The sequence below is a fragment of the Rhodococcus sp. BP-261 genome (genome assembly GCF_019835205.1).
Lineage (GTDB): Bacteria > Actinomycetota > Actinomycetes > Mycobacteriales > Mycobacteriaceae > Rhodococcoides > Rhodococcoides kyotonensis_B.
In genome coordinates, this window is record NZ_JABUCO010000005.1 from 110,315 (window position 1) to 137,146 (window position 26,832).

The 26,832-nt window shown below is 65.9% G+C and carries 27 protein-coding genes; 19 read left to right on the top strand and 8 right to left on the bottom strand.

The window, feature by feature from the left end:
- Positions 1–40 precede the first annotated feature (40 nt).
- From HQ354_RS08025 to HQ354_RS08035, 3 genes are all read left to right on the top strand, one after another.
- The gene (locus HQ354_RS08025) at positions 41–823 is read left to right on the top strand and encodes a siderophore-interacting protein (protein WP_068428589.1); all 783 of its coding nucleotides are present in this window, start codon (positions 41–43) and stop codon (positions 821–823) included.
- Between the two features lie 99 nt (positions 824–922).
- Complete coding sequence (locus tag HQ354_RS08030) at positions 923–1,849, top strand: tyrosine recombinase XerC (protein WP_068428592.1); 927 nt, start codon at positions 923–925, stop codon at positions 1,847–1,849.
- Between the two features lie 268 nt (positions 1,850–2,117).
- Positions 2,118–3,320, top strand: coding sequence for a MinD/ParA family protein (locus HQ354_RS08035; RefSeq protein WP_206031001.1), 1,203 nt, complete (start codon positions 2,118–2,120; stop codon positions 3,318–3,320).
- On the opposite strand, the gene HQ354_RS08040 is transcribed toward HQ354_RS08035, so the two are convergent.
- Complete coding sequence (locus tag HQ354_RS08040) at positions 3,317–3,817, bottom strand: M23 family metallopeptidase (protein WP_068428598.1); 501 nt, start codon at positions 3,815–3,817, stop codon at positions 3,317–3,319. The two genes, HQ354_RS08035 and HQ354_RS08040, sit on opposite strands and share 4 nt — an antisense overlap.
- Before the next feature lie 337 nt (positions 3,818–4,154).
- On the opposite strand from HQ354_RS08040, the gene rpsB reads away from it, so the two are divergent.
- The 6 genes from rpsB (at position 4,155) to HQ354_RS08070 (ending at position 9,214) form a co-directional block, all read left to right on the top strand.
- Entirely contained in the window at positions 4,155–5,018 is an 864-nt protein-coding gene (gene rpsB / locus HQ354_RS08045) for a 30S ribosomal protein S2 (protein WP_068428601.1), read from the top strand.
- 106 nt (positions 5,019–5,124) lie between these two features.
- The gene (tsf, locus tag HQ354_RS08050; protein WP_068428604.1) at positions 5,125–5,949 is read left to right on the top strand and encodes a translation elongation factor Ts; all 825 of its coding nucleotides are present in this window, start codon (positions 5,125–5,127) and stop codon (positions 5,947–5,949) included.
- 216 nt (positions 5,950–6,165) lie between these two features.
- Positions 6,166–6,894 (top strand): UMP kinase, encoded by a 729-nt coding sequence (gene pyrH, locus HQ354_RS08055; RefSeq protein WP_068428607.1) that lies wholly within the window; start codon positions 6,166–6,168, stop codon positions 6,892–6,894.
- A 61-nt stretch (positions 6,895–6,955) separates the two neighbouring features.
- Entirely contained in the window at positions 6,956–7,513 is a 558-nt protein-coding gene (gene frr / locus HQ354_RS08060; RefSeq protein WP_068428610.1) for a ribosome recycling factor, read from the top strand.
- A 109-nt stretch (positions 7,514–7,622) separates the two neighbouring features.
- Complete coding sequence (locus HQ354_RS08065) at positions 7,623–8,507, top strand: phosphatidate cytidylyltransferase (RefSeq protein ID WP_222634620.1); 885 nt, start codon at positions 7,623–7,625, stop codon at positions 8,505–8,507.
- A complete protein-coding gene (locus HQ354_RS08070; protein ID WP_167677240.1) occupies positions 8,504–9,214 on the top strand; it encodes a class I SAM-dependent methyltransferase in 711 nt (236 codons plus the stop codon). The genes HQ354_RS08065 and HQ354_RS08070 overlap by 4 nt, the downstream gene beginning before the upstream one ends.
- 6 nt (positions 9,215–9,220) lie before the next feature.
- On the opposite strand, the gene HQ354_RS08075 is transcribed toward HQ354_RS08070, so the two are convergent.
- Both HQ354_RS08075 and HQ354_RS08080 read right to left on the bottom strand, forming a co-directional pair.
- Complete coding sequence (locus tag HQ354_RS08075) at positions 9,221–10,060, bottom strand: CoA ester lyase (RefSeq protein WP_167677404.1); 840 nt, start codon at positions 10,058–10,060, stop codon at positions 9,221–9,223.
- A 105-nt stretch (positions 10,061–10,165) separates the two neighbouring features.
- The gene (locus tag HQ354_RS08080) at positions 10,166–10,585 is read right to left on the bottom strand and encodes a lipopolysaccharide assembly LapA domain-containing protein (protein ID WP_068429161.1); all 420 of its coding nucleotides are present in this window, start codon (positions 10,583–10,585) and stop codon (positions 10,166–10,168) included.
- A gap of 229 nt (positions 10,586–10,814) precedes the next feature.
- On the opposite strand from HQ354_RS08080, the gene rlmN reads away from it, so the two are divergent.
- The gene (gene rlmN, locus HQ354_RS08085; RefSeq protein WP_068428621.1) at positions 10,815–11,879 is read left to right on the top strand and encodes a 23S rRNA (adenine(2503)-C(2))-methyltransferase RlmN; all 1,065 of its coding nucleotides are present in this window, start codon (positions 10,815–10,817) and stop codon (positions 11,877–11,879) included.
- 59 nt (positions 11,880–11,938) lie between these two features.
- Here the strand turns inward: rlmN and HQ354_RS08090 are convergent, their stop codons facing one another.
- Entirely contained in the window at positions 11,939–12,208 is a 270-nt protein-coding gene (locus HQ354_RS08090; RefSeq protein WP_167677238.1) for a DUF2631 domain-containing protein, read from the bottom strand.
- 203 nt (positions 12,209–12,411) lie between these two features.
- On the opposite strand from HQ354_RS08090, the gene puuE reads away from it, so the two are divergent.
- Positions 12,412–13,320, top strand: coding sequence for an allantoinase PuuE (gene puuE / locus HQ354_RS08095; protein ID WP_167677402.1), 909 nt, complete (start codon positions 12,412–12,414; stop codon positions 13,318–13,320).
- Here puuE and HQ354_RS08100 read toward each other — a convergent pair.
- On the bottom strand, positions 13,301–13,783 hold the full coding sequence (locus tag HQ354_RS08100; protein ID WP_068428630.1) for a DUF1990 family protein: 483 nt from the start codon (positions 13,781–13,783) through the stop codon (positions 13,301–13,303). The two genes, puuE and HQ354_RS08100, sit on opposite strands and share 20 nt — an antisense overlap.
- Between HQ354_RS08100 and dxr the strand changes: the two genes are divergently transcribed.
- From dxr to HQ354_RS08125, 5 genes are all read left to right on the top strand, one after another.
- Entirely contained in the window at positions 13,782–15,035 is a 1,254-nt protein-coding gene (gene dxr / locus HQ354_RS08105; protein ID WP_167677236.1) for a 1-deoxy-D-xylulose-5-phosphate reductoisomerase, read from the top strand. The two genes, HQ354_RS08100 and dxr, sit on opposite strands and share 2 nt — an antisense overlap.
- A gap of 5 nt (positions 15,036–15,040) precedes the next feature.
- Positions 15,041–16,255 carry an RIP metalloprotease gene (locus HQ354_RS08110; RefSeq protein ID WP_068428636.1) on the top strand — a complete coding sequence of 405 codons (1,215 nt, stop codon included), beginning with the start codon at positions 15,041–15,043 and terminating at the stop codon, positions 16,253–16,255.
- A gap of 38 nt (positions 16,256–16,293) precedes the next feature.
- Positions 16,294–17,457, top strand: coding sequence for a flavodoxin-dependent (E)-4-hydroxy-3-methylbut-2-enyl-diphosphate synthase (ispG, locus tag HQ354_RS08115; RefSeq protein ID WP_167677233.1), 1,164 nt, complete (start codon positions 16,294–16,296; stop codon positions 17,455–17,457).
- A 77-nt stretch (positions 17,458–17,534) separates the two neighbouring features.
- Entirely contained in the window at positions 17,535–18,371 is an 837-nt protein-coding gene (locus HQ354_RS08120; RefSeq protein WP_068428638.1) for a GNAT family N-acetyltransferase, read from the top strand.
- A gap of 50 nt (positions 18,372–18,421) precedes the next feature.
- Positions 18,422–20,239: a penicillin-binding transpeptidase domain-containing protein gene (locus tag HQ354_RS08125; RefSeq protein WP_167677231.1), complete on the top strand. Its 1,818-nt coding sequence runs from the start codon at positions 18,422–18,424 to the stop codon at positions 20,237–20,239.
- Positions 20,240–20,243: 4 nt separating this feature from the next.
- Here HQ354_RS08125 and HQ354_RS08130 read toward each other — a convergent pair whose 3' ends face one another.
- Positions 20,244–21,092, bottom strand: a complete 849-nt coding sequence (locus tag HQ354_RS08130; RefSeq protein ID WP_167677229.1) for a LuxR C-terminal-related transcriptional regulator — start codon at positions 21,090–21,092, stop codon at positions 20,244–20,246.
- A 101-nt stretch (positions 21,093–21,193) separates the two neighbouring features.
- On the opposite strand from HQ354_RS08130, the gene map reads away from it, so the two are divergent.
- From map to HQ354_RS08145, 3 genes are all read left to right on the top strand, one after another.
- Positions 21,194–22,069 (top strand): type I methionyl aminopeptidase, encoded by an 876-nt coding sequence (map, locus tag HQ354_RS08135; protein ID WP_222634595.1) that lies wholly within the window; start codon positions 21,194–21,196, stop codon positions 22,067–22,069.
- A gap of 34 nt (positions 22,070–22,103) precedes the next feature.
- The gene (locus HQ354_RS08140; RefSeq protein ID WP_167677225.1) at positions 22,104–23,606 is read left to right on the top strand and encodes a cobyric acid synthase; all 1,503 of its coding nucleotides are present in this window, start codon (positions 22,104–22,106) and stop codon (positions 23,604–23,606) included.
- A gap of 99 nt (positions 23,607–23,705) precedes the next feature.
- Positions 23,706–24,272: an alpha/beta fold hydrolase gene (locus tag HQ354_RS08145; protein WP_222634594.1), complete on the top strand. Its 567-nt coding sequence runs from the start codon at positions 23,706–23,708 to the stop codon at positions 24,270–24,272.
- Positions 24,273–24,333: 61 nt separating this feature from the next.
- Here HQ354_RS08145 and mtr read toward each other — a convergent pair whose 3' ends face one another.
- Together mtr and HQ354_RS08155 are read right to left on the bottom strand one after the other, a co-directional pair.
- The gene (gene mtr / locus HQ354_RS08150) at positions 24,334–25,713 is read right to left on the bottom strand and encodes a mycothione reductase (protein ID WP_308115147.1); all 1,380 of its coding nucleotides are present in this window, start codon (positions 25,711–25,713) and stop codon (positions 24,334–24,336) included.
- The gene (locus tag HQ354_RS08155; protein ID WP_222634593.1) at positions 25,710–26,747 is read right to left on the bottom strand and encodes an alpha/beta hydrolase; all 1,038 of its coding nucleotides are present in this window, start codon (positions 26,745–26,747) and stop codon (positions 25,710–25,712) included. The genes mtr and HQ354_RS08155 overlap by 4 nt, the downstream gene beginning before the upstream one ends.
- Positions 26,748–26,832: the final 85 nt, after the last annotated feature.

A 26,832-nucleotide genomic window follows, 5' to 3' on the forward strand; every position in this document is an offset into this window, starting at 1 on the left:
CTATCTGGTAGCGCTGGAGCAGCTCGGAAAGGCTGAACACGTGGCACGACGCAAGACCACCCTGACCGTCCTCCGGACGGAGGCGCTGACCCCCCACATGCAGCGGGTCTACCTGGGCGATCCCGGATTCGACGACTTCGAGCCGGTCGACTACACCGATTCGTACGTCAAATTGATCTTCGGAACCGAGGACGACGAGATCAAGCGCACGTACACGATTCGGTCGGTTAATACCGATGCGCGTGAGATCGCGATCGATTTCGTCGTGCACGGCGACGAGGGTGTCGCGGGTCCGTGGGCTGCCCACGCGCAACCGGGAGACACGATCAGCCTGTACGGCCCCGCGGGCGCGTACACACCACGCGCGGACGCCGACTGGCATCTGTTCGCCGGTGACGAGTCCGCGATCCCCGCGATCTCGGCGGCCGTCGAGGCGCTCCCCGAGGACGCGATCGCCAAGGTCTTCGTCGAGGTCGCGGATCGTAAGGACGAGATCTACATGGAGACGCTCGCCCTCGTCGACGTCACGTGGATCCATCGTGGTGCGGGTTCCAACGAGATCACCGACGACAAGGCAGGCGACAACGCGCCGCTGATCGAGGCGGTACGGAACACCGAATGGTTGCCCGGCCAGGCTCAGGTCTTCATCCACGGTGAGGCGCAGGCCGTCATGCACAATCTGCGCGGCTACATCCGAAAAGAGCGCGGCGTGTCGGCCGAGTGGGCGTCGATCTCCGGGTACTGGCGTCGCGGCCGCACCGAGGAGACGTTCCGCGTGTGGAAGCGCGAGCTGGCCGAGGCCGAGGCCGGCGCGTCGAGCTGATCGTCGAGCTGATCGTCGACCCGATCGGGCGACCGGCGAGGCGACGGCTCCCCGGCGCGCCCGGTTGCTCGGTCGGCTCCGAGGGGCCACGCTGAACCGATGTCCGACGAGCTGACACCGACGTTTCGAGCGCTCCTCGACGACTACGCCGAGCACCTCCGGCTCGGACGAAGTCGGTCGGCCAACACGATTCGCGCGTATGTCGCCGACGCCGAGTCGCTCCTGGCCTATCTGGTGCACGAAGAGGACTCGGACGAGGTGTCCGACCTGAGTCTCCGCGTGCTTCGCGCATGGCTCGCACACCAGTCGCGGGCCGGTTCGGCGCGATCGTCGATGGCGCGTCGAACATCGTCCGCGAGGGCATTCACCGCGTGGCTGACGCGAACCGGTTACCTCGACACCGATCCTGCGCTTCGTCTGTCCTCCCCGTCGGCGAAACGAGCGCTGCCTGCCGTGCTGAAGAAGTCGCAGGCGTCGGACGCGTTGTCGGCTGCGGAATCGGGTGCAGCCGAACGAGATCCGATCGCCCTGCGGGACAGACTGATCGTCGAGATGTTGTACGCCACGGGAATTCGAGTCAGCGAACTGTGCGGACTCGACGTGGACGACGTCGACACCGGGCGTCGACTGGTACGCGTTATCGGCAAGGGGGACAAGGAGCGATCGGCGCCGTACGGGCTGCCTGCGCACCAGGCACTCGACGCGTGGATCGCGTTCGGGCGACCGGCGCTGGCCACCGAGCGGTCGGGTTCGGCGCTGCTGCTGGGCAAGCGCGGCGGGCGAATCGACCCTCGCCAAGCTCGAACGGCGGTGCACGACGTCCTGGACTCGGTGCCCGGTGCGCCCGACATGGGCCCGCACGGCCTCCGGCACTCCGCGGCGACGCACCTGCTGGAAGGTGGCGCCGATCTACGCGTGGTGCAGGAATTGCTCGGTCACGCATCCCTGGCGACGACACAGATCTACACCCACGTGTCCGTGGAACGACTACGCACCGTCCACGACCGAGCGCATCCGCGGGGGTGACGTCACCGGCCGGGCTGCCGGGATTTGGTAGCGTCGTAGCGAAACAAACCGCGTGCACAGTATTGTCGGGCGCATACGTATCGACGTCAGATTTCGACCCGCAATTCGTATACCGGGGGGCACCGTGGACCGCGAAGAACCACAAGGCACGTCAGCCGCGTGGTCGATCCGTGACCAGATCAGGCCGGGGCGGCCGTTTCGTTCCAACCCGGTGCCCATCGATCCCGCACCTGCCGGGTCCACCTCGTTCCAGGCTGGAGAACCGCCGATGAACGGCGACCGCCAGGCCCCGCCGTGGCAGACCCCACGTCCGGATCGCCGTCCACCGCGGTACACGCCTCCGACGGAGAATTCGGCGGCGAACCCGGAACCTGCTCAGCCGTCCGGGCCGCAGGGTCAGGCGCGATCCGAGGACTCGCGATCGCACAGCCCGCGGAACTGGACTCCGCCGTGGGCCGACCCGGCCGCTGCGCCCGGTCAGCCGCACACGAACTCGTTTCCCGGCGTCCCGCACCATCAGCCGACGAGCCAGGATCTCGCTCCCGATTCGCTGCTCAAGCGGCCGCGTCGGACGTCGGCGTCGGGGTGGCGTCGCGGAGTGCACCGCCTCACCGGCGGTGTCATCAACCCCGGTGAATCGACGGCCGAGGAGCGTTACCGCAACCAGGTGGATCGCATTCGGCAACCGGTCATGGGGGATTACCGGATCGCGTTCCTGTCCTTGAAGGGTGGGGTCGGCAAGACCACGACGACGCTCGGTCTCGGGTCCACCTTCGCGTCGCTCCGGGGGGACTGCGTCATCGCCGTCGACGCCAATCCGGATTTCGGCACACTCGGCGAGCGGGTGCCGCGCCAGACGTCGTCGACGGTGCGGGACCTCCTCGCCGACGCACCGAACATCAAGCGCTACTCGGACATCAGGGCGCACACGTCGCAGGCGCCGAGTCGACTCGAAGTGCTTGCGGGAGAACGGGATCCGGCTGCGTCCGAGGCGTTCGACGAGAAGGACTACCGGTCCGTCATCGAGATGCTGCAGGTGTACTACAACCTGATTCTGACGGACTGCGGCACCGGCATCATGCACTCGGCGATGAACGGCGTTCTGCAGTTGGCCAACGCGCTCGTGCTGGTCTCGTCACCCGCGGTGGACGGGGCGCGCAGCGCCGCGGCCACCCTGGATTGGCTGCAGTTGCACGGCTACGGTCATCTGGTCGAGCGCACGGTCGTCGTCATCAGCTCGGTACGGCCGGGCTCGTCGGCGGTCGACATGAACCTGCTCACCCAACACTTCCTCGAGCGCTGCCGCGCAGTGCTCGTGGTTCCGTTCGACGAACATCTCGCCGAGGGTGCCGTCGTCGACTTGAATTCGATGCGTCCACAGACGCGTGCGGCGTTCGTCGAACTGGCTGCCATGGTGGCCGACGACTTCCCGGCCGCCACGGGTCGGCACTCCGGCCCGAGCTGGCGTTAATTCCCGTCCGCCGGCGCAAGGGGTTTGAGCACGATCCTCGACGCGCCGACCAGCCGCAGCGGATCCAGATACTCACGCCCTCGCCGGACACCCCAGTGCAGACAACTGTCCGCGCACCCCGGGTGTCCCGGTTCCACCGTCCCGATCGTCGTGCCGGGTCGGACGCGGTCACCGGGGGAGACGACCGCGAGCACCGGTTCGTACGTCGTCCGCAGTCCGTTCGGATGGTCGATCGACACGACGGGTTTGCCCGCGACGGATCCGGCGAACACGACGGTTCCGTCGCCCGCCGCCCGAACGGTCTGCCCCGCCGCGCCGGCGAGATCGACTCCGCGGTGGCCAGGAAGCCAGTCGTGCTCGGGTGGGTCGAACGGGCCGACCACCGCGGGCCGCGGGGCGAGCGGCCAGACGAAGCGGTCGCCGGGAGACGCGTCGGCGTCCGTCGTGCAGTGCGTGATGACGGCGGCGGCCACGAAGACCGTGAGCAGGCGTTTCATACAGTCCAGGGTCACCCGAGATCGATGCCGTCCCAGCGTCGAATCGATATCTGTGGACGAACGAGAAATCCGTCCACAGATGTCGTTCGCCCTTGACCATCGGGCCTGGTTATGTAGTCGGGCGCGCGAGGTCTACACTTGTCGAGCGGCCTGTGCATGCATGGGTCGACTTCGCGCGTCCGCGTCATGTGGCAGCCATCGTTTCCGTGGCATCGTCGCACGACCCGGCTGTCGGGCGGTCCTGCTTCTCGAAGTGGGTCCGACAGTCAGCGGTCGCCAGGGCAGGGGTCGAACGACACCCTGCATCAACCGGCAATCGAAAGAGAGTTCTTCAGCCATGGCTGTAGTAACCATGAAGCAGCTGCTCGACAGCGGCACACACTTCGGACATCAGACCCGTCGCTGGAACCCGAAGATGAAGCGTTTCATCTTCACCGACCGCAACGGCATCTACATCATCGACTTGCAGCAGACGCTGACCTTCATCGACAAGGCCTACGAGTTCGTCAAGGAGACTGTCGCTCACGGCGGCACGGTCCTGTTCGTCGGCACGAAGAAGCAGGCTCAGGAGTCCATCGCAGCCGAGGCCACTCGCGTGGGAATGCCCTACGTGAACCAGCGCTGGCTCGGTGGCATGCTCACCAACTTCCAGACGGTTCACAAGCGTCTTCTCCGCCTCAAGGAGCTCGAGGCCATGGAGCAGACCGGTGGCTTCGAGGGACGCACCAAGAAGGAAATCCTCATGCTCACGCGTGAGATGACCAAGCTGGATCGCACCCTCGGTGGTATCCGCGACATGGCCAAGGTTCCGTCGGCCATCTGGATCGTCGACACCAACAAGGAGCACATCGCCGTCGGCGAGGCTCGCAAGCTGAAGATCCCGGTCATCGCGATCCTGGACACCAACTGCGACCCCGACGTCGTCGACTACCCGATCCCGGGCAACGACGATGCGATCCGTTCCGCTGCACTGCTGACCAAGGTCGTCGCTTCGGCTGTCGCCGAGGGTGTCCAGGCTCGCGCCGGACTGAACACCTCGTCCGACGCCAAGCCCGAGGTCGGCGCAGGCGAGCCGCTCGCCGAGTGGGAGCTCGAGCAGCTGGCACAGGCGTCGCCCGCAGCCGAGGCCACGCAGGAAGCTGCTGCCGAGGCGCCGGTCGCCGATGCTCCGGCCGGAGAAGCGTCCGCAACTCAGGCATGATCTTCGAAGGTCCCGAACGGCGTGACCACGCCGCTCGGGACCTTTCTTGCGGATCACCGAGATTCAAGCTCTGCCCACCCACAGCATTCGAGGAGGGTCGCCCAACATGGCGAACTACACCGCCGCTGACGTCAAGCGGCTCCGCGAGCTCACCGGCTCCGGAATGATGGACTGCAAGAACGCACTCGCGGAGACCGACGGCGACTTCGACAAGGCCGTCGAGCAGCTTCGCATCAAGGGCGCGAAGGACGTCGGCAAGCGTGCCGAGCGTTCCACCGCCGAGGGCCTCGTCGTCGCCAAGGGCGGCGTTCTGGTCGAGATCAACTCGGAGACCGACTTCGTCGCGAAGAACGAAGAGTTCCAGGCGTTCGCCGACTCGGTCGCCGCTGTTGCCGAGGCCGGCAAGCCCGCCGACGTCGACGCTCTGAAGGCGCTCGATCTGAACGGCAAGACCGTCGACACCGCTCTGCAGGAGCTCTCGGCCAAGATCGGCGAGAAGCTCGAGATCCGTCGCGTCGTGTCCTTCGACGGACCGGTCGCCACGTACCTGCACAAGCGCAGCGCAGACCTGCCGCCCGCCGTCGGCGTGCTCGTCGAGTACACCGGAGAGGGCGAGGCGGCAGCCGAGGCCGCTCGCGGTGCTGCCATGCAGGTTGCCGCGCTCAAGGCCAAGTACGTCACGCGCGACGAGGTCCCCGAGGAGATCGTCGCGTCGGAGCGTCGCATCGCCGAGGAGACCGCTCGCGAAGAGGGCAAGCCCGAGCAGGCACTGCCGAAGATCATCGAAGGCCGCGTCAACGGCTTCTTCAAGGACGTCGTGCTGACCGAGCAGTCTTCGGTCCAGGACTCGAAGAAGACCGTGAAGGCGATCCTCGACGAGGCAGGCGTCACCCTGGTTCGTTTCGCTCGCTTCGAGGTCGGCTCCAACTGATCCCGGCTTCACACCAGTAACACGCGCGATGCCGCTCGCCCGGCCGAACAGCCGGGCGAGCGGCATCGCTGTGTGGGGACATTCCCCGCGGGCGCGTCACGTCACGCATGGCGGATGCGTCGGTCGTGTCCCGAATAAGGCAGGATAAGGGTGACGGCGTAGGTGAACGCGCCGTGTTCACCGTGCGCATTCGACAGGCGAGTACCGAGGAGAGCAATGACCGATCCCGCCACCGACCGCCCCGGATTCAAGCGTGTGATGCTCAAGCTGGGTGGTGAAATGTTCGGCGGAGGGCAAGTCGGCCTCGACCCGGACGTCGTCAACAACGTCGCAGAGCAGATCGCCGAGGTCGTCGGCACCGGCGTTCAGGTAGCCGTCGTCATCGGCGGTGGCAACTTCTTCCGCGGCGCCGAACTGCAGGTGCGAGGCATGGACCGGTCCAGGTCGGACTACATGGGCATGCTCGGAACGGTCATGAACTGCCTTGCGCTACAGGACTTCCTCGAAAAGCAGGGCGTCGCCACTCGCGTGCAGACCGCCATCACGATGGGCCAGGTCGCCGAACCGTACCTGCCGTTGCGTGCCCGCAGGCACCTCGAGAAGGGCCGAGTCGTCATCTTCGGTGCAGGCATGGGTATGCCGTACTTCTCGACCGACACCACCGCAGCGCAGCGCGCGCTCGAGATCGGCGCCGAGGTACTCCTGATGGCGAAGGCCGTCGACGGTGTGTACTCGGCCGATCCCCGTATCGATCCCGACGCGACGATGTACGACTCGATCACGCACCGTCAGGTCATCGAGAAAGGGCTGAAGGTCGCCGACGCGACTGCTTTCAGCCTCTGCATGGACAACCAGATGCCGATCATGGTGTTCAATCTGCTGACTCAGGGCAACATCGCTCGCGCGGTCGCGGGTGAGAAGATCGGAACACTGGTCCAGTCGTGACCGGGCTGACCACGGACACAGACTTGCCAGCAACACGAACGAAGACGATGGAGGACAGATCGTGATCGACGAAGCGCTCTTCGACGCCGAGGAACGAATGGAGAAGGCGGTCACCGTAGCCCGGGACGACCTGTCGACCATCCGTACCGGTCGTGCGAACCCCGGCATGTTCAACCGCATCGTCGTCGACTACTACGGCGCGCCGACACCCATCACGCAGCTCGCGAGCATCAACGTTCCCGAGGCTCGCCTCGTCGTCATCAAGCCGTACGAGCAGGCGCAGCTCGGACCGATCGAGACGGCCATCAGGAACTCCGATCTCGGCGTCAACCCGACCAACGACGGCAACCTGATCCGTATCGGTGTGCCGCAGCTGACGGAGGAGCGCCGCCGCGAGTTTGTGAAGCAGGCGAAGGGCAAGGGCGAGGACGCGAAGGTGTCCATCCGCAACGTTCGTCGCAAGACCATGGAAGAGCTCAAGCGCATCCAGAAGGACGGCGAAGCAGGCGAGGACGAGGTCGTGCGCGCCGAGAACGAGCTCGACAAGACCACGTCCAAGTACACCGCGTCGATCGACGAGCTGGTCAAGCGCAAGGAAGCCGAGTTGATGGAGGTCTGACGCCTCGTTCGACCAGGGACCGGAGAGTTTTTCGATGCAAGGAGATGGCGGCGTGGTGGGATCGGAACGACCGCGAGGGCCGGCCACGCCCGACCCGGACGGCGAACCCATGGCCGGCGAGAACGGGTCGGCCACCGGCGCGGTCGCGAGTCCAGCCGGGTCCGACCGGAAGTCGCCGGGACGCGCCGGACGTAACCTTCCCGCCGCGATCGCCGTCGGCGGCGGACTCGGTATCGGCCTCATCGCTGTCATGGTCTTCGCGCCGCTGGTGTGGATCGCAGTCGTCGCCGTCGCGCTCGCGGTCGCGACCTACGAGGTATCCAAGCGGCTTCGTGAAGCAGGAGTGCTGGTTCCGCGTGTTCCGCTGATTCTCGGTGGTCAAGCAATCATCTGGTTCGCCTGGCCGTGGGGCACGACCGGTGTACTGACCGCGACGGCAGGCACGGTGCTCGTGTGCATGGTCTGGTTGCTGTTGCAGCAGGGGTTGGGCTCTGCTCCCAAGAACTACCTTCGAGAACTCGCGGTCACCATCATGGTCGCGTGCTGGCTACCGCTGCTGGCCTCGTTCGCCGTTCTGATGGTGCTCGACGACGACGGTGCAGGCCGCGTACTCGTGTTCCTCATCGCGGTGGTGTGCTCGGACGTCGGTGGGTACATCGCGGGCGTCCTGTTCGGCAAGCACCCGATGGCTCCTGCGATCAGTCCGAAGAAGTCCTGGGAAGGGCTGATCGGCTCTCTGCTCTTCTGCGTCATCGGCTGTCTGCTCACCGTCACGCTCATTCTGGACGCCAACTCGATGATCGGCGTTCTGCTCGGCGTCGTGCTGGTGGTGACGGGCACGCTGGGTGACCTGATCGAATCACAGGTCAAGCGCGACCTTCGAATCAAGGACATGGGCACGTTGCTGCCCGGCCACGGCGGCATCATGGACCGTCTCGACTCGTTGCTCCCGTCGGCCTTCGTCGCGTGGTTGGTCTTCACGGTCCTTCTGTGAGTAGTCCACGCATCATTCCCAGCCCGAACATCTGGCACTGGCCCAGGGTGTACGAGGCCGAGAATCGGGCGCAGGACATCGACGGCCGCATTCCCGCAGCACTGAAACGCATCGCGCCATGGGAGGGCGCGACCGTCGTCGACGTCGGATGCGGCAGCGGGTTCCACCTTCCGGAGTTCGCGGCGACGGCTGCCCGGGTCGTCGGCGTCGAACCTCATGCTCCGCTGGTGAGGGCCGCTCGTGCACGTACCGCGTCGCTCGACAATGTCGAGATCGTCGACGGCAACGCGGAATCGCTTCCGCTCGACGACGCGTCGGCGGACGTCGTGCACGCGAGGACGGCCTACTTCTTCGGGGCCGGTTGCGGTCCCGGCATCACCGAGGCCATGCGTGTGCTGCGGCCCGGTGGGATCCTCGTCGTCGTCGATCTGGATGTGTCGGCGTCGCCGTACGGAGACTGGATGCGCGCGGATCTGCCGAAATACGACTGCGCTGCCGTGGAAGCGTTCTTCGACGCGGAAGGATTCTCCCTCGAACGCGTCGACACGCGGTGGCAGTTCGACAGCCGCCAGACGATGCGTGCGGTGCTGGGAATCGAGTTCACCGAACGCACCGCGGCCAGGGCTGCGCGGAGCATCCCTGGCCTCGGATTCGACGTTCGATATCGCATTCATTGGCGACGAAGGCCCGCGGGCCTCGTCACCTAGGGTCGATCAGTCCGCGGAGATTCCGAAGACCTCGGCGGCCTCGCGGATCTTCATCGCTTTCGCGAGTCGCGGCAGATCGCTGCCGTCGCGAACACCGGCACCGTCGACTCCGAGATCCTCGATGACCTCGTTGGACCAACTGACATCGCCGGGGGTCGGCGCGAGTTCGCGGTTGACGGTCGGCGCCTGCTCGGAGCGCATGCAGAGCTTGCCGCTCATGCCCATCGACAGTGTCAGCGCAGAATCCCGGCTGAGGATGGCCTCGTCGGCGGCGAGCGTCGGTCCGTCGATCGGGCCAGGCAGGCGTGCCGCACGTGACGCCACGACGAGGCGCGAGCGCGGGTACGCCATCGCCAGGGGCTCGTCGCTCATGCCGGTGTCACGCCGGAAGTCGCCGCTTCCGAATGCAAGTCGGAACGTGGCGTCGGCTCGTGCGATTTCGGGCGTCGCCTCGAGACCCATGGCAGACTCGATGAGCGCGAGCACACGGGTGCCCTCGGGGAGGCGAGCAGCAGTTGCCTCGACCTGGCTGCCGCTCTCGGTCTTGGCAAGCATGACGCCGGCGAGACCCTTCAGGCCGGATAGTGCGGCGAGATCATCGGCCCAGAACGACGTGGTCGCGTCGTTGATGCGAACCCAGGCAGAGTTGCCGGCTTCGAGCCACTCGACGACGGCTCGACGCGCTGCGGGCTTCGCGGCGGGTGCGACAGCGTCCTCGATGTCGAGGATGACGGCGTCGACCTCGGATTCGACTGCGGCAGAGAACGCCTCGGGCTTGGTAGCGGGAACCAAGAGCCACGAACGGGCGCGGTCGGGCGCGACGCCGGACGTCACGGGGGTCTCCATGAAAGTGGTCACGTAAGGCTCCTTGCGGTGAAATCGGGCACGACCAACCTTATCGATTCAGTCCGCAGGTGCCAGCTTGCGTGCATAGTGTTCAGCGAGCTGTGATCATTTTCGCTTCGCCGCCCGACGAATCTGCAGGATCCGGACGCCGCCGGCGAGAGCCATGACCAACGCGCCTGCGATCGCCGCGAGAAGCATGCTGACGCCGAGCGGAAGTTCGAACGTCCAGACGAAGATGTTCACCGGCACGGAGCCGAGATTCTGCAGGATGAAGATCAGCAGTATCACCAGAACGATCGCGCCGACCACCAGTCCGGTCCAGGTAGCCGCGGCCTTGGTGTGGGCGATACCTTCCGGCGACTTCCCGACGGGTCGGCGCGTGTCGCGAACCGCCTCGGGGTCCGGTGCGCTGTGGTCGTCGGAGTCCGGGTTCGTGATCGGGGCGGGCGTGCGGTCGTCGAACGTATCGGGGACCGGGGTGGTCTCGTGAATTCGGTCGTTGCGGTCACCTGATGCTGTGGACATGATCGGATCCTTTCGCACACCGGAACTGGATGCACTCTCTTCGCTGACGGTTCGCTTACCCGTCGGTCACCTCCCGAAACCGAGCAGAATATGCGGAAACGCGCACTAGTGGGACACTGGGAGCACTATGAGTGACTCCGCCACGACAACCGACGATTCCGCAACACCGAACCCCCGCACGCAGACGAGGCCGTCGCTGCCGTTGGTGTTCGCGGATCGACGTCGAGGGATGCCGCCGCGGCATCTCGCGGACCTCGACAAGGAGGGTCTGCAGGCTGCGGTCAAGGAGCTCGGGTTGCCCGCTTTCCGTGCCGACCAGCTCGCGCGGCACTACTACGGTCGCCTCGAAGCGGACACCTCGAAGATGACCGATCTTCCGGCTGCGGTCCGCGAGAAGGTCGGTGCCGATCTGTTTCCGCCGCTGCTCACGCCGCTGAAACACCTCGCATGTGACGACGGGGACACTCGGAAGACCCTGTGGAAGGCGAACGACGGCACACTGCTGGAAAGCGTGCTGATGCGGTACCCGGACCGAGCGACGCTGTGCATCTCGAGCCAGGCGGGCTGCGGTATGGCGTGCCCGTTCTGCGCGACGGGACAGGGTGGTCTCGATCGGAACCTCACGACGGCGGAGATCGTCGACCAGGTCCGAGCGGCAGCTGCCGACCTGCGGGACGGCGTCGTGCACGGGGGAGAGGGAAGACTCTCGAACGTCGTCTTCATGGGTATGGGCGAACCGCTGGCCAATTACAAGCGTGTCGTCGCTGCCGTGCGCAAGATCACCTCGCCTGCGCCGGAAGGGCTCGGTCTGTCGCAGCGATCGGTCACGGTCTCGACCGTCGGTCTCGCGCCCGCGATTCGGAAGCTGGCCGACGAAGGCCTGTCGGTCACGCTGGCCGTGTCGCTGCACACACCGGACGACGAACTGCGCGACACCCTGGTGCCGGTCAACAACCGGTGGTCGGTGGCCGAGGTGCTGGCGGCTGCGCGGTACTACGCGGACCAGACGGGCCGACGGGTGTCGATCGAGTACGCGATGATCAAGAACGTCAACGACCAGCCGTGGCGAGCGGACATGCTCGGCAAGAAGCTGCACAAGGCGCTCGGGTCACGCGTGCACGTCAACCTGATTCCGTTGAATCCGACGCCCGGCAGCGAATGGGATGCGAGTCCGAAGGACGTCGAGCGCGAATTCGTGCGTCGCGTCATCGCGCAGGGCGTGTCCTGCACCGTTCGTGACACGCGCGGTCAGGAGATCGCCGCGGCATGCGGGCAGCTCGCCGCCGAGAACTGAGCACACACGACGAAGCCCGGTACGAGATTCTCGTACCGGGCTTCGTGGCGTGACGGGTGTTACCGAGGCTTGCGCTTGACGATGACGTCGCGGACCACGAGACCGACCAGGGCGATCGCAAAGCCGATGAGCCACAGGTCCTCGACGAAGCCGTGGTGGTTGCCGTGCATCATGAACAGCAGCATCGCCGCGACGACCAGGGCTGCGACGCGCATCGCCTTGGGCGATTCACCGCTCCAACCCCACTTGGCCGACGGGACCTCGGCGATGTCCTCGTGCGTGTACTCGACCGGGTCGTACGAAGCGGGGTTCAGCTCGGTTTGTGCCACCGGTCGATCCTCTCGGGTCAAAGGCGCGCCGACATGCTCGGCGCGTGTGTGGTCACAATATTTGCATACGACCGTCCGTCGTAGCGAGGTGGGTGCGACGGTCGGCGTGCCCTTCGCCGGGCATGAGGTCGTCATTGCTGGGAGACTCCTGATTCGTGACCTCGGAACGACTCTCGCACCCACTCGTCCCGTACCCGCGAGACATGGTCGGTTACGGCGCACACCCGCCGGACCCGAAGTGGCCGGGTGGGGCGAACGTCGCCGTTCAGTTCGTTCTGAACTACGAGGAAGGCGCCGAAAGCAACGTTCTCGACGGCGACGCGACGTCCGAGACCTTTCTGTCCGAGATGATCGGCGCTCAGGCCTTTCCGAACCGCCACATGAGCATGGAGTCGTTGTACGAGTACGGATCTCGGGCCGGAGTGTGGCGGGTGCTACGCGTGTTCGAGCGCCGGGGTCTGCCGCTGACGATTTTCGCCGTCGCGCGCGCGATGCAACGCAATCCGGACGCGGCAGCGGCGTTCGTCGAACTCGGGCACGAGATCGCATGCCACGGTCTGCGGTGGCTGAGCTATCAGCAGGTCGACGAGCACGTCGAACGCGAGCACATGGCCGAGGCCGTCGAGATTCTGACCGAACTCACCGGCAGCGCACCTCTGGGGTGGTACACCGGACGCGACTCGCCCACCACGCGTTCGCTCGTCGTCGAGCACGGCGGCTTCGTCTACGACTCGGACTCGTACGCCGACGATCTGCCGTACTTCCTCCGCGTCGGTCGTGGTTCGAGGACCGTCGACCATCTCGTCGTGCCGTACACGCTCGATACCAACGACATGCGCTTCTCGTCGCCTGGCGGTTTCTCGACGGGGGAGGAGTTCTTCGCGCATCTACGCGACGCGTTCGACGTCCTGTATGCCGAGGGGGAAGCCGGAGCGCCGAAGATGCTGTCGATCGGGTTGCACTGCAGGTTGGTGGGCAGGCCCGCACGCACTGCCGCGCTCGAACGATTCCTGGACCACGTGCAGTCGCACGACAAGGTGTGGGTCACCCGTCGGATCGACATCGCCCGGCACTGGCTGGAGAACCATGCCCCTACGCCGCGGCCCGCATAGCTGCCACGTATCGGTCGGTGAACCAGCGCTGCACCGCACGGCCGATCGGCCCGCCGAGCTTCGTGTACCAGGTGCCCGGTCGCGAGAAGGCTCTGATGTGGGCGTACACCTCGCCGTCGTCGTCGATCTCGACGAGGAAGCATTCCTCACCCCGCTCGGGATGACCGGGAAGGGTTCCGTAGGCGAACCCGGCACGCTGCGGTTCGTCGACGACGTACACGACGCGGCACGGAATGCGCACGGGCCCGAGATGCAGCACGACGGTCGTCCCGTCGTCCGCTGTCGGCGACGACGCCTCGGCGCGTAACCCGGCTCGGCGGTGTACCTCCCAACTTCGGAGCGCAGCCGCGACGGAATCGAACGAGGCGCGGCCGTCGCCGATCCGTACGCGCCGTTCGACGTGGTGATAACCACTCGGCAGACGGCCCCGGGTTGCGCCGATCTCGGCGTAGGAGAGGTCCATGTCGGCCAGCGTGCCATGCGTAACCAAACCGCACAGCAGACTCTCAGGCGCGATCAGGAACAATGGACGGGTGCCAGAGCCCAGAGCGCCACGCGAACCGTCGTCGGACACCCCGAAACGGGTCCTTCTCCTCGGCAGCACCGGATCGATCGGTACCCAAGCGCTCGACGTCATCGCGGCGAATCCGTCTCTCTTCGAGGTGGTCGGTCTTGCCGCGGGCGGCGGCAACATCGACCTGCTCAACCGTCAGATCAGGGAGACCGGTGTCGAGTCGGTCGCCGTCGCGCGGTCGGCAGGGGAGCTGCACTGCCCGAACGTCCTGACCGGTGACCGCGCGGTCACCGAACTCGTCGAATCGACGTCGGCGGACATCGTGCTCAACGCACTTGTCGGGTCGCTCGGCCTCGAGCCGACACTCGCCGCGCTGAAGACCGGTGCGACACTCGCGCTCGCCAACAAGGAGTCGCTGGTCGCCGGCGGCGAGCTCGTCCAGGCCGCAGCAGCGCCCGGCCAGATCGTGCCGGTCGACTCGGAGCACTCGGCGCTGGCGCAGTGTCTGCGCGGCGGCCGTGCGGACGAAGTCGAGCGATTGGTCCTCACCGCGTCCGGCGGGCCGTTCCGCGGCTGGTCCGAGACCGAGTTGAAGTCGGTGACGCCCGAGCAGGCGGCCGCGCATCCCACCTGGTCGATGGGTCCGATGAACACGCTGAATTCGGCGACGTTGGTGAACAAGGGCCTCGAGCTCATCGAGACTCATCTGCTGTTCGGCGTCCCCTACGACCGGATCGACGTCACGGTGCATCGACAGTCGATCGTGCACTCGATGGTCACGTTCTTCGACGGCTCGACCATTGCGCAAGCGAGCCCGCCCGACATGCGTCTGCCCATCGCACTGGCCCTCGGATGGCCCGACCGCGTCCGTGACGCGGCCCGCCCCCTCGACTTCACGACGACGTTCACCTGGGACTTCGAGCCGCTCGACGACCGTGTGTTCCCCGCGGTCCAGCTCGCCCGCGAGGCCGGCATCCTCGGCGGATGCATGACGGCGGTCTACAACGCGTCGAACGAGGTTGCGGCCGAGGCGTTCCTGGCCGGGCGTATCGATTTTCCGCAGATCGTCCGGACCGTCGCCGAGGTCGTCCAGTCCGGTAGTTCGGAATGGACGTCGACTCCGACGAGTGTCGACGACGTACTGGCAGCCGATTCCTGGGCTCGTCGGCAGGCCCGCACACTCCTGGATCGGAAGGACTAGTCGCGATGGTGTTCGTGTTCGGCGTCATCCTCTTCGCGTTGGGGATCACGGTGTCGATCGCCCTGCACGAGGCGGGGCACATGTGGACGGCCCGGGCCACCGGCATGAAAGTGCGACGGTTCTTCGTCGGGTTCGGTCCCAAGGTCTTCTCGTTCCGACGGGGAGAGACCGAGTACGGGCTGAAAGCGATTCCGGCAGGCGGGTTCTGCGACATCGCGGGCATGACGGCCATCGACGAACTGGCGCCGGACGAAGTCGACCGCGCGATGTATCGGCAGAAGACCTGGAAGCGTCTCGTCGTCATGATGGGCGGAATCGGGATGAACTTCGTCCTGGGATTCCTGCTGATCTTCATCCTCGCCGTCGGATGGGGGCTGCCGAACCTGAACCCGCCGAGCGGTGCGATGGTCGGCAACATGCCGTGCGTCACCGCGACACAGAACGACGACCTGACCTACCCCGACTGCACCGGCACGAGCCCGGCGTACGACGCGGGCATCCGTCAGGGCGACGTCATTACGAAGGTCGGTGACACCGAGACGGCAACCTTCGCCGACGTCGTCGCCGCGACCCAACCGTTGTCCGGAACGGTCGACTTCGTCGTCGAGCGAGACGGCCGGGAACTGACCTTCCCGGTCCAGGTGCAGCAGGTTCAACGCTGGGTGTCCGACGGAACAGAGACCGGCAGGAAGTCCGCGACCGTCGGCGCCGTCGGCGTCCAGATGGAGACGTTCGGCCCCACGAAGTACAACCCGCTCGCGGCGATTCCGGCGTCGGTCGCGTTCACCGGGGACATGTTCGTCGAGACGGCGCATCGCCTGGTGCAAATGCCGAGCAAGGTCGCGGACCTGTGGACGTCCGTCACCGGCGGCGAACGCGATCCGGAGACACCGATCAGTGTCGTCGGGGCAAGCGTCATCGGTGGCCAGCTCGTCGAGCGTTCGCTGTGGCCGGTGTTCGTGCTGCTGCTCGCGAGCCTCAACTTCTTCCTGGGAATCTTCAACCTCCTGCCGTTGCTTCCGTTGGACGGCGGGCACATGGCAGTGACGATCTACGAGCGGATCCGCAACTTCTTCCGTCACCGTCGGGGTCTGCCCAACGGCGGACCCGTCGACTACATGAAGCTCATGCCCGTCACGTACGTCGTGATCGTCATCGGCGGGGCATACATGTTGCTCACGCTGACGGCGGACATAGTGAACCCCATCAAGCTGTTCTAGCTAAACTCACGGACAGAGCTAGGAAAGAAGGCATCGAAGTGACTGTTCCCGTCGGACTCGGCATGCCGGCACCGCCGGTACCCGTGCTCGCCCCTCGTCGCAAGACTCGTCAGCTGCAGGTCGGTTCGGTCGGGGTGGGCAGTGACCATCCCATCTCGGTTCAGTCGATGTGCACCACCAAGACTCACGACATCAACGCCACGTTGCAGCAGATCGCCGAGTTGACGGCGTCGGGCTGTGACATCGTTCGGGTGGCGTGCCCCACGCAGGACGACGCCGACGCGCTGGCGACCATCGCGAAGAAGAGCCAGATCCCGGTCATCGCAGATATTCACTTCCAGCCCAAGTACATCTTCGCCGCGATCGATGCCGGGTGCGCTGCGGTGCGCGTCAACCCGGGCAACATCAAGGAGTTCGACGGGCGGGTCAAGGAGGTCGCAAAGGCTGCGGGCGATGCGGGCATTCCGATCCGTATCGGTGTCAACGCCGGTTCGCTCGACAAGCGCATGATGCAGAAGTACGGCAAGGCGACGCCCGAGGCGCTCGTCGAGTCCGCGCTGTGGGAAGCGGGGCTGTTCGAGGAACACGGCTTCGGCGACATCAAGATCTCGGTCAAGCACAACGACCCCGTCGTCATGGTCGAGGCGTACGAACAGTTGGCGGCGCAGTGCGACTATCCGTTGCACCTCGGTGTCACCGAGGCCGGTCCCGCGTTCCAGGGCACCATCAAGTCGGCCGTCGCGTTCGGCGCGTTGCTGTCACGGGGCATCGGCGACACGATTCGTGTCTCTCTGTCGGCTCCGCCGGCCGAGGAGATCAAGGTCGGCAACCAGATTCTGCAGTCGCTCAACCTGCGTCCGCGCAAGCTGGAGATCGTGTCCTGCCCGTCGTGCGGCCGTGCGCAGGTCGACGTCTACACACTGGCCGACGAGGTGACCGCAGGTCTCGAAGGCATGGAAATTCCGCTGCGCGTCGCCGTCATGGGATGCGTCGTCAACGGTCCGGGTGAGGCGCGCGACGCCGACCTCGGTGTGGCGAGCGGTAACGGCAAGGGCCAGATCTTCGTCAAGGGCAAGGTCATCAAGACCGTCCCCGAAGCTCAGATCGTAGAGACCCTGATCGAGGAAGCTATGCGCATCGCCGACAAATTCGACGAAGACGGAAGCGCCGAGGCAGGCGCGCCGGTCGTGACAGTGAGCTGAATCGCCCACTTCTCGGCCTGCGTCTGGCACGCTGTCATCGACGGACGAGGCACGCGTTGATCTGGAGGTGACCATCGGTGCTCAAGCTCCTCGGCGCGAAGCCATTGGGCAGCAAGGACACTGCCCATGTGCTGCGTGTGCTGGACGCCGACCCGATCGCGTCCTGCATGATCGCCGCACGCGTCCAGGAGTCCGGTCTGGATCCTCGATCGTTCCACGGTGAGCTGTGGAGCCGGGGCGGCCCCGACGAGTCGTTGTGTTTCTACGGCGCGAATCTCGTGCCCCTTCTCGGGTCGACGGACGACCTTCGATCGTTCGCGGACCGCGCATGTCGCGGTCCGCGCATGTGTTCGTCGCTCGTCGGGCGGGCGGAGCTGACGCTGCCGCTATGGGAGATGCTCGAGGCGGATTGGGGTGCGGCTCGCGAACTTCGCAGCGATCAACCGCTGTTGGCGACGTCGCAGTACTCGTCGTATCCCGCGGATCCGCACGTGCGTCTCGTGCGCGCGGACGAACTCGACGTGTACCTCGCGGCCGCGGTTGCCATGTTCATCGAAGAGGTCGGCGTCGACCCTCGTGCCAACGACGGTGGCCGCGGTTACCGTCGTCGCATCGCCAGCTTGATCGCGGCAGGACGCGCCTGGGCGCGGTTCGAGGACGGTGCAGTCGTCTACAAGGCCGAGGTGGGGTCGCAGTCCGCGTCGGTCGGGCAGATTCAAGGCGTCTGGGTCGATCCGGTGCACCGAGGGAACGGCCTCGGATCCGCGGGCACCGCCGCAGTCGTCGACGCGGTCGTGCGGAGCGGACGCGTCGCGAGCCTGTACGTCAACAGTTACAACTACGCCGCACGACGCGCATACGAACGCATCGGTCTGACACAGGTGGCCACGTTCACGACAGTTCTCCTCGACTGACCGCGATTCGTTCGGCGACGGTGGGGCACCGGCGATCTACGATGAGCGCGATGAGATTCTCCGATGTTCGGCGCGTTCGCCGGTGTGCAACAACTGTGGTGGTGGGCGTCGTCCTCGTCGGTTCGATCTCCGCCTGCACACCGGGTCCCGACGGTCCGGAACCCGCGGCTCAGGCGTTTCTCGCGGCGTTCTCCGAACGCGACATCGACACCGCGTCGGCCGACACCGACCGTCCGGACGCGGCCGCTACGGCCCTGAACGACGCGTGGAACAACCTGCAGGCCCAATCACTGGACGCGCGAACCACTTCCGTGGAGGTGAACGGCGACACGGCGACCGTGGGATTCACCTACGACTGGCATCTGCCGAAGGACCGGGTCTGGACCTACGACGGCCAACTTCGGATGGGCCGCACCGACGGCCAGTGGGGTGTCCGGTGGTCGTCGACGAACATTCACCCCGGCCTCGGCGACACGCAGACGATGGCGCTGCGTTCGACGGCTCCTCCTCGGGCTCGTGTCAACGAACGATCCGGATCCGATGTTCTCGTTCCCGGAACTGTGCACCGCATCAAGATCGATGCGTCCGAGTCGAGCGACATCGTCTCGGCAGCCACGGGATTGGCGAGACTCCTGGCGCCGTTCGACAACACGATCTCGGCGCAGAGCATCGTCGAGTCGGCGACGTCGACCAAGGGTGACTATCCCGTCGCCTTGCTGCGTGACGAGGACTACAAGACCGTCGCCGCAGCGCTGACGGCGCTGCCGGGGGTCACCGCGTCGGACGAATCCGACCTGATCTCCACCGACCGGACGTTCGCGCCGGATCTGGTGTCGCAGGTGAAGAAGACGGTCATCGACGAGGTCGACGGCAAAGCCGGCTGGAGCGTGGTGACGGTGAATCGCAACGGCGTCGAGATCGACGTGCTCACCGATACGCCGCCCGAGCCTGCCCCGTCGTTCTCGATCAGTCTCGACCGCAACGTCCAGGTTGCCGCCCAGAACGCCGTGAATGCTCGCGTCGAGCAGGCGATGACGGTCGTCATCCAGCCGTCGACAGGCGCCGTGCTCGCCGTGGCTCAGAACAAGGAAGCCGATCGAGACGGGCCGGTGGCATCGGCAGGTCTGTATCCGCCCGGATCGACGTTCAAGATGGTCACCGCCGGTGCGGCGATCTCGAACGGTCTGGCCGGTCCTGACACCATCGTGCCGTGCCCGGGCCGAATCACGATCGGCGAGCGGAGCGTCCCCAACTACAACGAGTTCTCGCTCGGCAACGTGTCGATGGGCACGGCGTTCACTCGGTCGTGCAACACCTCGTTCGCGAAGCTCGCCAGCGAGATGCAGCCCGACGCGTTGACGGTGGCCGCGTCGCAGTTCGGCATCGGAACCGACTACGAGGTCGTGGGACTGCCGACCGACAGCGGATCCGTTCCTCCCGCAGAGGAATTGGTGCAGCGCACCGAGGACGGGTTCGGTCAGGGCAAGGTCGTCGTCTCCACGTTCGGTATGGCCCTCGCGGCGGCGACGGTCGCTCACGGTTCGACGCCGGTGCCGAACCTGATCGTGGGTCGAGAGACCAAGGTCGAGGGCGACCATCCGCCCATCACGCCCGAGATGGTCGACGGCCTTCGCGGCATGATGCGGTCGGTGGTCACGAGCGGCACGGCCGAACGCATCGCCGACCAGGGCGAGGTGTACGGCAAGACCGGTGAGGCCGAGGTCGAAGGCGGATCACATGCCTGGTTCGTCGGCTACCGAGGTGACCTGGCCTTCGCGACGCTCGTGGTGCGCGGCGGTAGTTCGGACAATGCCGTCGCGGTGACCCGAGAGATGTTCGAGCAGCTGCCCCCCGGCTATTACGCCTGAAGTCCTACGGCAGCAGGCCGTGACGTCGAGCCGCGACGACCGCTTCGTGACGCGACCGCGTGCCGAGCTTGCCCATCGCAGACCGCAGATAGGACTTCACCGTCTCGGGCCCGAGCGACAACCGTTCGGCCGCTTGCGCATTGGTGCACCCGAGCGCGATCTGCGCCAGCACGTCGATCTCCCGCGCGGACAGCGTCACCGTGCCGTCGGGTGCGTCCTGATGCAAGGCGCGAGCGATGCGCTCCGACAGCTGCGTCAGCGACGACCGCAGGGACGCGTCGTCGGCTTTCGGTGTCAGCGTACGAAGTTCGGCGTGTACATCTCGCAGGATCTCACCGGCAACCGTGGATTCGGTGTCGACGGTCCTCGCGGCGAGCATGCGTATCCGTCGATCCACCTCGTCGCGTACCTCGATCTCCCGGGAGAGCCGTCGCGACGCCTGCACCATCGACGTCGCGACGCGATCGCCGATCGGCCCACGTTCCCTCACGGCCGCGTACATGACAGCGCGCGAGGTGCCGGCGACGACGACGGGCACCGCCAGGATGGACCGAAGGCCCTCTCCGAGCACGGGCTGGTCGAAGTCGTGGGTGATGTATTCCGAGCTTCCGTAATCGCTGACCGCGGCCGGGCGAAGCTGATCCATGACCCGGCCACCGAGCCCGAACATGCTCGGAATAGTCAGCCCGTCCAGGCCGCGGGTGCGGGTGCCGTGGAACTCGGTCAGATGCAGCGTCGTCGCGGACACCTCACCGCCGAACACCACCGGCACGCCCGAGGCCTTCACGACGTGACGAAGTTCGGCGCGGAGCGCGTCCCCATCGCGGGGGCGGAGCAGATCGGTGGTCGGCACGGGTCCACTGTAAGCGTCTGCGGTACCCGTGCGTGCAGGTTTGCCTACGCTGTTACCACGCACGCACGGGTGCTGCAGGCGCACGGACTACCCTAATCCCCATGTCTGTGACCGCCGAGAGCAAGCCCCGTCAGCCACTCGTGCCGGGTGTCGTATCGCCCATCCGTTCCGTGCCGAAGGCGATCGAACGGCCGGAGTACGCATGGAAGCCGACGGCCGTCGAGGGCAACGAGCCGTGGGTGCAGACGCCCGAGGTCATCGAGAAGATGCGTGTTGCGTCGAAGATCGCGGCGCAGGCCCTGCAGGAGGCAGGTAGAGCCGTCGCACCGGGAGTGACGACGGACGAGCTCGATCGCATCGCGCACGAGTACATGATCGACCACGGTGCCTACCCTTCGACGTTGGGCTACAAGGATTTTCCGAAGTCCTGCTGCACGTCTCTGAACGAGGTCATCTGCCACGGCATTCCGGATTCGACGGTGATTCAGGACGGTGACATCGTCAACATCGACGTCACCGCGTACATCGACGGCGTGCATGGAGATACCAATGCGACGTTCCTCGCCGGCGATGTCTCCGAGGACGTGCGACTTCTCGTCGAGCGCACACACGAGGCCACGATGCGGGCTGTGAAGGCCGTCAAGCCAGGCCGTGCGCTCAACGTCGTCGGCCGTGTCATCGAGTCGTACGCCCACCGGTTCGGCTACGGCGTCGTCGAAGATTTCACGGGACACGGCATCGGCACGACGTTCCACAACGGTCTCGTCGTGCTGCACTACGACCAGCCGTCGGTCGAGACGATCATCGAGCCGGGCATGACCTTCACGATCGAGCCGATGATCAACCTCGGCGGCATCGAGGCCGAGATGTGGGACGACGGCTGGACCGTCGTGACTCGCGACCGGAAGTGGACGGCGCAATTCGAGCACACTCTCGTCGTCACCGAAACCGGTGCCGAAATCCTGACACTGCCGTGAGTGGAGCCTGCGGAATGAATCGAGAAGAACGGCCGTGAGTGGAGCCCTGCTGGTTGCGGGGACGACGTCGGATGCGGGAAAGAGTGTTCTCGTCGCCGGGATCTGCCGCCTGCTGACGCGTAAGGGTCTGTCGGTCGCCCCGTTCAAGGCGCAGAACATGTCGAACAATTCCGTGGTCACGCTCGACGGCGGTGAGATCGGTCGCGCGCAGGCGTTGCAGGCGCGCGCGTGCGGCCTCGAGCCCAGCGTCCGGTTCAATCCTGTTCTGCTGAAACCCGGAAGCGACCGTACGTCGCAATTGGTGGTTCGTGGCCGGGCGACGGCTCAGGTGTCGGCGTCGAACTACATCGAACATCGGCAGGCTCTGCGCGCGGTCGTCGCCGACGAACTCGCCTCGCTGCGTGAGGAATTCGACTATGTCATCTGCGAGGGTGCGGGCTCGCCCGCCGAGATCAATCTGCGTGCAACGGATCTCGCGAACATGGGATTGGCCACCGCGGCGTCGCTTCCGGTGATCATCGTCGGCGACATCGACCGCGGTGGAGTGCTGGCGCATCTGTACGGCACGGTCGCGGTGCTGTCGCCCGAGGATCAGGCGCACATCGAAGGCTTCGTCATCAACAAGTTCCGCGGCGATCAGGCGCTGCTGGCGCCGGGGCTCGACCAACTCGAACGCCTCACCGGCAAGCCGACTCTCGGCGTCATCCCGTACGCCGACGGTCTGTGGATGGACGCCGAGGATTCGTTGGGCACCGTCGCCGATGCGCCGGTGGGGAGGCCGCGACCTCCCGTCGGTGCCACGTGGTTACGCGTCGCTGCCGTCAGATTGCCCCGTATCTCGAACACCACGGACGTGGAGGCGCTGGCGTGCGAACCCGGTGTGTCGGTGCAGTGGGTGACCGAGCCGTCCCGCGTCGTCGACGCCGATCTCGTGGTCGTCCCCGGTAGCAAGTCGACGGTCTCCGACCTGGAATGGCTGCGCCGGACCGGAATGGCCGACGCCGTCCTCGCGCACGCCGGGGCAGGCAAACCCGTCCTGGGTGTGTGCGGCGGCTATCAGATGCTCGGGAAGACCATCGTCGACGGAGTCGAGTCGTCCACTGGCCGGGTCGACGGGCTCGGATTGCTCGACCTCGCAATCGAATTCCATGCCGACAAAGTGCTGGATCGCGTGTCGGGTCGATCTTCGTTCTTCGACGCCGACGGCGCATCCGGGTACGAGATCCATCATGGACGGGTCGTGCACTCCAACGATGCGAACCTGTTGGTCCACGACGACGGTCGCCCCGAGGGCAGTGTGCGCGGTTCGGTCCTCGGTACTCATTGGCATGGTGTGCTCGAGTCGGATGTCTTTCGACGGGCTTTCCTGCGCTGGGCCGCGCGTCGCGCTGGACGGACGGGCTTCGAGGTGGCGGACGACACCGTCGTCGCAGCGATGCGCGAGCAGCAGCTGGATCTGTTGGCCGATCTCGTCGCCGACGGACTCGACGTCGACGCCGTGCTCGAGGTCATCGAGCGCGGCGTCGTGCACCTCTGACGTCGTCCTGGTTCGGCGGTCAGTGTCGACGGCACCGAGCGCTGCGTTCGCGAACCGAATGCGAATCCACCCGCGTGCGGTGCAGTAGCGTCGTGACCCATGGATTACAAGCAAGTGACTGCCCTCGGCGGACGCTGTTCGGTGCGCGTGGCGGGCCCGGAGTCGAGGCACACCGTATTGCTGCTTCCCGCGGTGGGCGACGCCCCCGACGTGTACGACGAGGTGGCCGAGAAGCTGCACAACTCGGACCTGAAAACCGTTGCGGTGGAAGATGTAACGGGTCTCGACCACGAAACGGTTCTTGCCGTTCTCGACGAGCTGTCGCTCCCGTGGGTGCATCTCGTGGGCAGTGGGGAAGGGGCGGAACTGGCGTGGAGTCTCGCCGCGCGGACGTTCGGCCGTTTCGCGAGTCTCGTCGTGTGCGATCGGGGGCATCCCGCCGTCGCCGACGATCAGGGTGTCGTCCGCGCCGCGGACTGCCCGCCGGTCGAACTGCCGACGACGCTCGTCATCTCGAGTTCGCTGAGGCGCGGCAGTGCCGACGCCAGCGGCCGCGTCGTGTACTCGGATTTCCGTGTAGTGCAGCTGGATGGAGTCGATTCGATTCCGGCCGGCGCCACTGCGGAACTCGCGACGGAGATCACGCTACGCACCAGCCCCTGGTGACGCGCCGTGCGTGGATAGTCGGCCCATGGCCGACTATCCACGCACGAGCCGCGCAGCGGCACTACAGGCCCAGCAGAGCGTTCTCGACGACCTCCGGCAGACCCGGGTGAATCCAGTACTGACCTCGGGCCATCTCGGGCGCCGTGAGCCCGAAGCTCATCGCCTGGATCAGCGGCTGGATGACCGTCGGAGCTTGATCGCCGATGATGTGGGCACCGAGAATGCGTCCCGTCTTCTTCTCGGCGATGATCTTGACGAATCCCTCGCGGTCCTCCATCGCCCAGCCGTAGGCGACGTCGCCGTAATTCTGGATCTTCACCGTGATCTCGAGACCGGCTTTGTGGGCTTCGAGCTCGGTCATGCCGACCGCGGCGATCTGCGGGTGCGTGAACACCGCGGCGGGGACGAAGCGATGATCGAACGCCTGGAACTTCGCGGTGTCGTCCCACGTGCGCTGCAGTAGGTTGTGCTGCACGACGCGACCCTCGTGGTTGGCGACGTGCTTGAGCTGGAACGGCGACGAGACGTCGCCGATCGCGAAGACGCCCTCGGCGCTGGTGCGTCCGAACTCGTCGACGACGATGCGGCCGTCGTCGAGTTCGATGCCGCCTGCCTCGGCGCCGATGCGGTCGCCGTTGGACTCACGACCGATGGCGACGAGCAACGCGTCGCCGAGTACCTTGTCCCCGTCGCGAAGCTGGACGCCGACCTGGCCGTCTTCCGAGATCGCCGTGGACTCGCCGACATTGAGGTGGACGTCCCAGTACTTCTGTGCCAGCTCGGTGAACCGGTCGGAGATGTCCGGGTCGAGTCCGCGCAGCAGGTTGTCCTTGCGAGCGATGATCGACACCTCGGATCCCAGTGCACCGAAGACGTGCGCGAATTCTGCTGCGATGTAACCGGATCCGAGAATGACGAGATGTTTCGGCAGCGTCGGCAACCGCATGATGTCGTCGTTCGTGTGGTACGGCACGCCGCTGTCACGCACCTGCTGCGGGATGATCGGGCGCGAACCTGCTGCGACGACGATCTGGTCGGCGGTGATGATCTCGCCGGTTCCGGTGTCGATGGTGCGCGGTCCGACGAACGTCGCATGGCTGGAGTACAGCGTGACGTTCGGGCTGCCGTTCTCGCGATAGTGCTTGCCGCCCTCGGAGATCGGATCGATGCGACCGAAGACGCGATCGACGATGTCCTCCCATCGAACCTTGTCGATCGACGCGTCGATCCCGTAGCGCGCGGAGTCACGGATGGTCTGGGCGACCTCGGCGGCGTAGACGAACATCTTCGTCGGGATGCATCCGACGTTGAGGCACGTGCCGCCGAACGGCGAATGTTCTTCGAACAGGGCGATCTTCATGTCGGAGAAGCGTTCGTCGGCGATGGAATTGCCGGAACCGGATCCGATGACGACGAGGTCGAAGTGTTTCCGGTCGCTCACGAAATGGCTCCGATCTCGGTGTGGTTCTTGCCCGACGGGTGTTCGACGCGGCTGCGGTCGAGCCAGCCCAACCATTCGTCGACTTCGGCGAATGCTCGTGCGCGCGGCTCCTCCTGCGAGAGAAACACGTCGTGGCGCGCGCCTTCGATCGGAACGACGGTCGTTCGGTCGCCCAGGCAGCCTGCCCAGCGCGCGATCTGCTGCACGTCGAGGACGGCGTCGGCGACGTCGGTCCTCGAGCTGTACTTCCGTGAGAAATGCGTCACCTTCGAGCGCAGGATCAGCGACGGTACTCCGATGTCGAGTCCGTGGTGCAGTGCGGCGTGTCCGTGCCGGATCGCGCGGATCCACCCGAACCTGACGGGGAAGCCGGTCAGAGGCTTCCATTCGAGGTTGTAGGTCCACTCGCCCTCGTGTGAGCTGGCGAGTGAACGGCCGTAGGTGTCGAGCCCTTGGCCCGGCACCGGAGTCTTGGCCCTGAATCGTCCGATGACGTCGATGGCGGTCGTGCCGACGCTGCGGATCGCGGCAGGTCCCTGCAGGTCGAACCACGGGCTGTTGAGAACGACGCCCGCGATCCCCAGGCCCGCGCTTCCGCCTTCCCGACGGTTCAGCCGGTCGAGCCACAGCGGCAGGATCAATCCGCCGGTGGAATGCGCGACCAGCACGATGGACCGACCGCTCGGCTCCGCGGACACGATGCCGAGCGCGGCGTTCAGTTCGGCGTCGTAGAAGGACAGGTCGGTCACGAAGTGCGGGGTCTGCCCGTCGCGCAGCGAGCGGCCGCACTTACGCAGGTCCAGCGCGTAGAACGCGTAGCCCTGCGCGGCGAAGAACTCGGCCACGTGCTGCTGGAAGAAGTAGTCCGTGAATCCGTGAACGTAGACGACCGCCTTTTCGAACGGCGGGGAATCGGCCGGTTGATAGCGGACGAGGGTGGCCTCGACCTGGCCTTCGCCGTCCGGGTCGTCACCGAGGGGAATGGTCGTCTGCTCGTAGCCGTCGCCGAGGACATCGGGCATCCAGGTAGTCACAGATCACAACTGTAGTGGTCACGGCAGGGGCGTCACGAGGAGCACAATCGAGGTATTGCGCAAAGGGCGTCGGAACGGTGTCGTA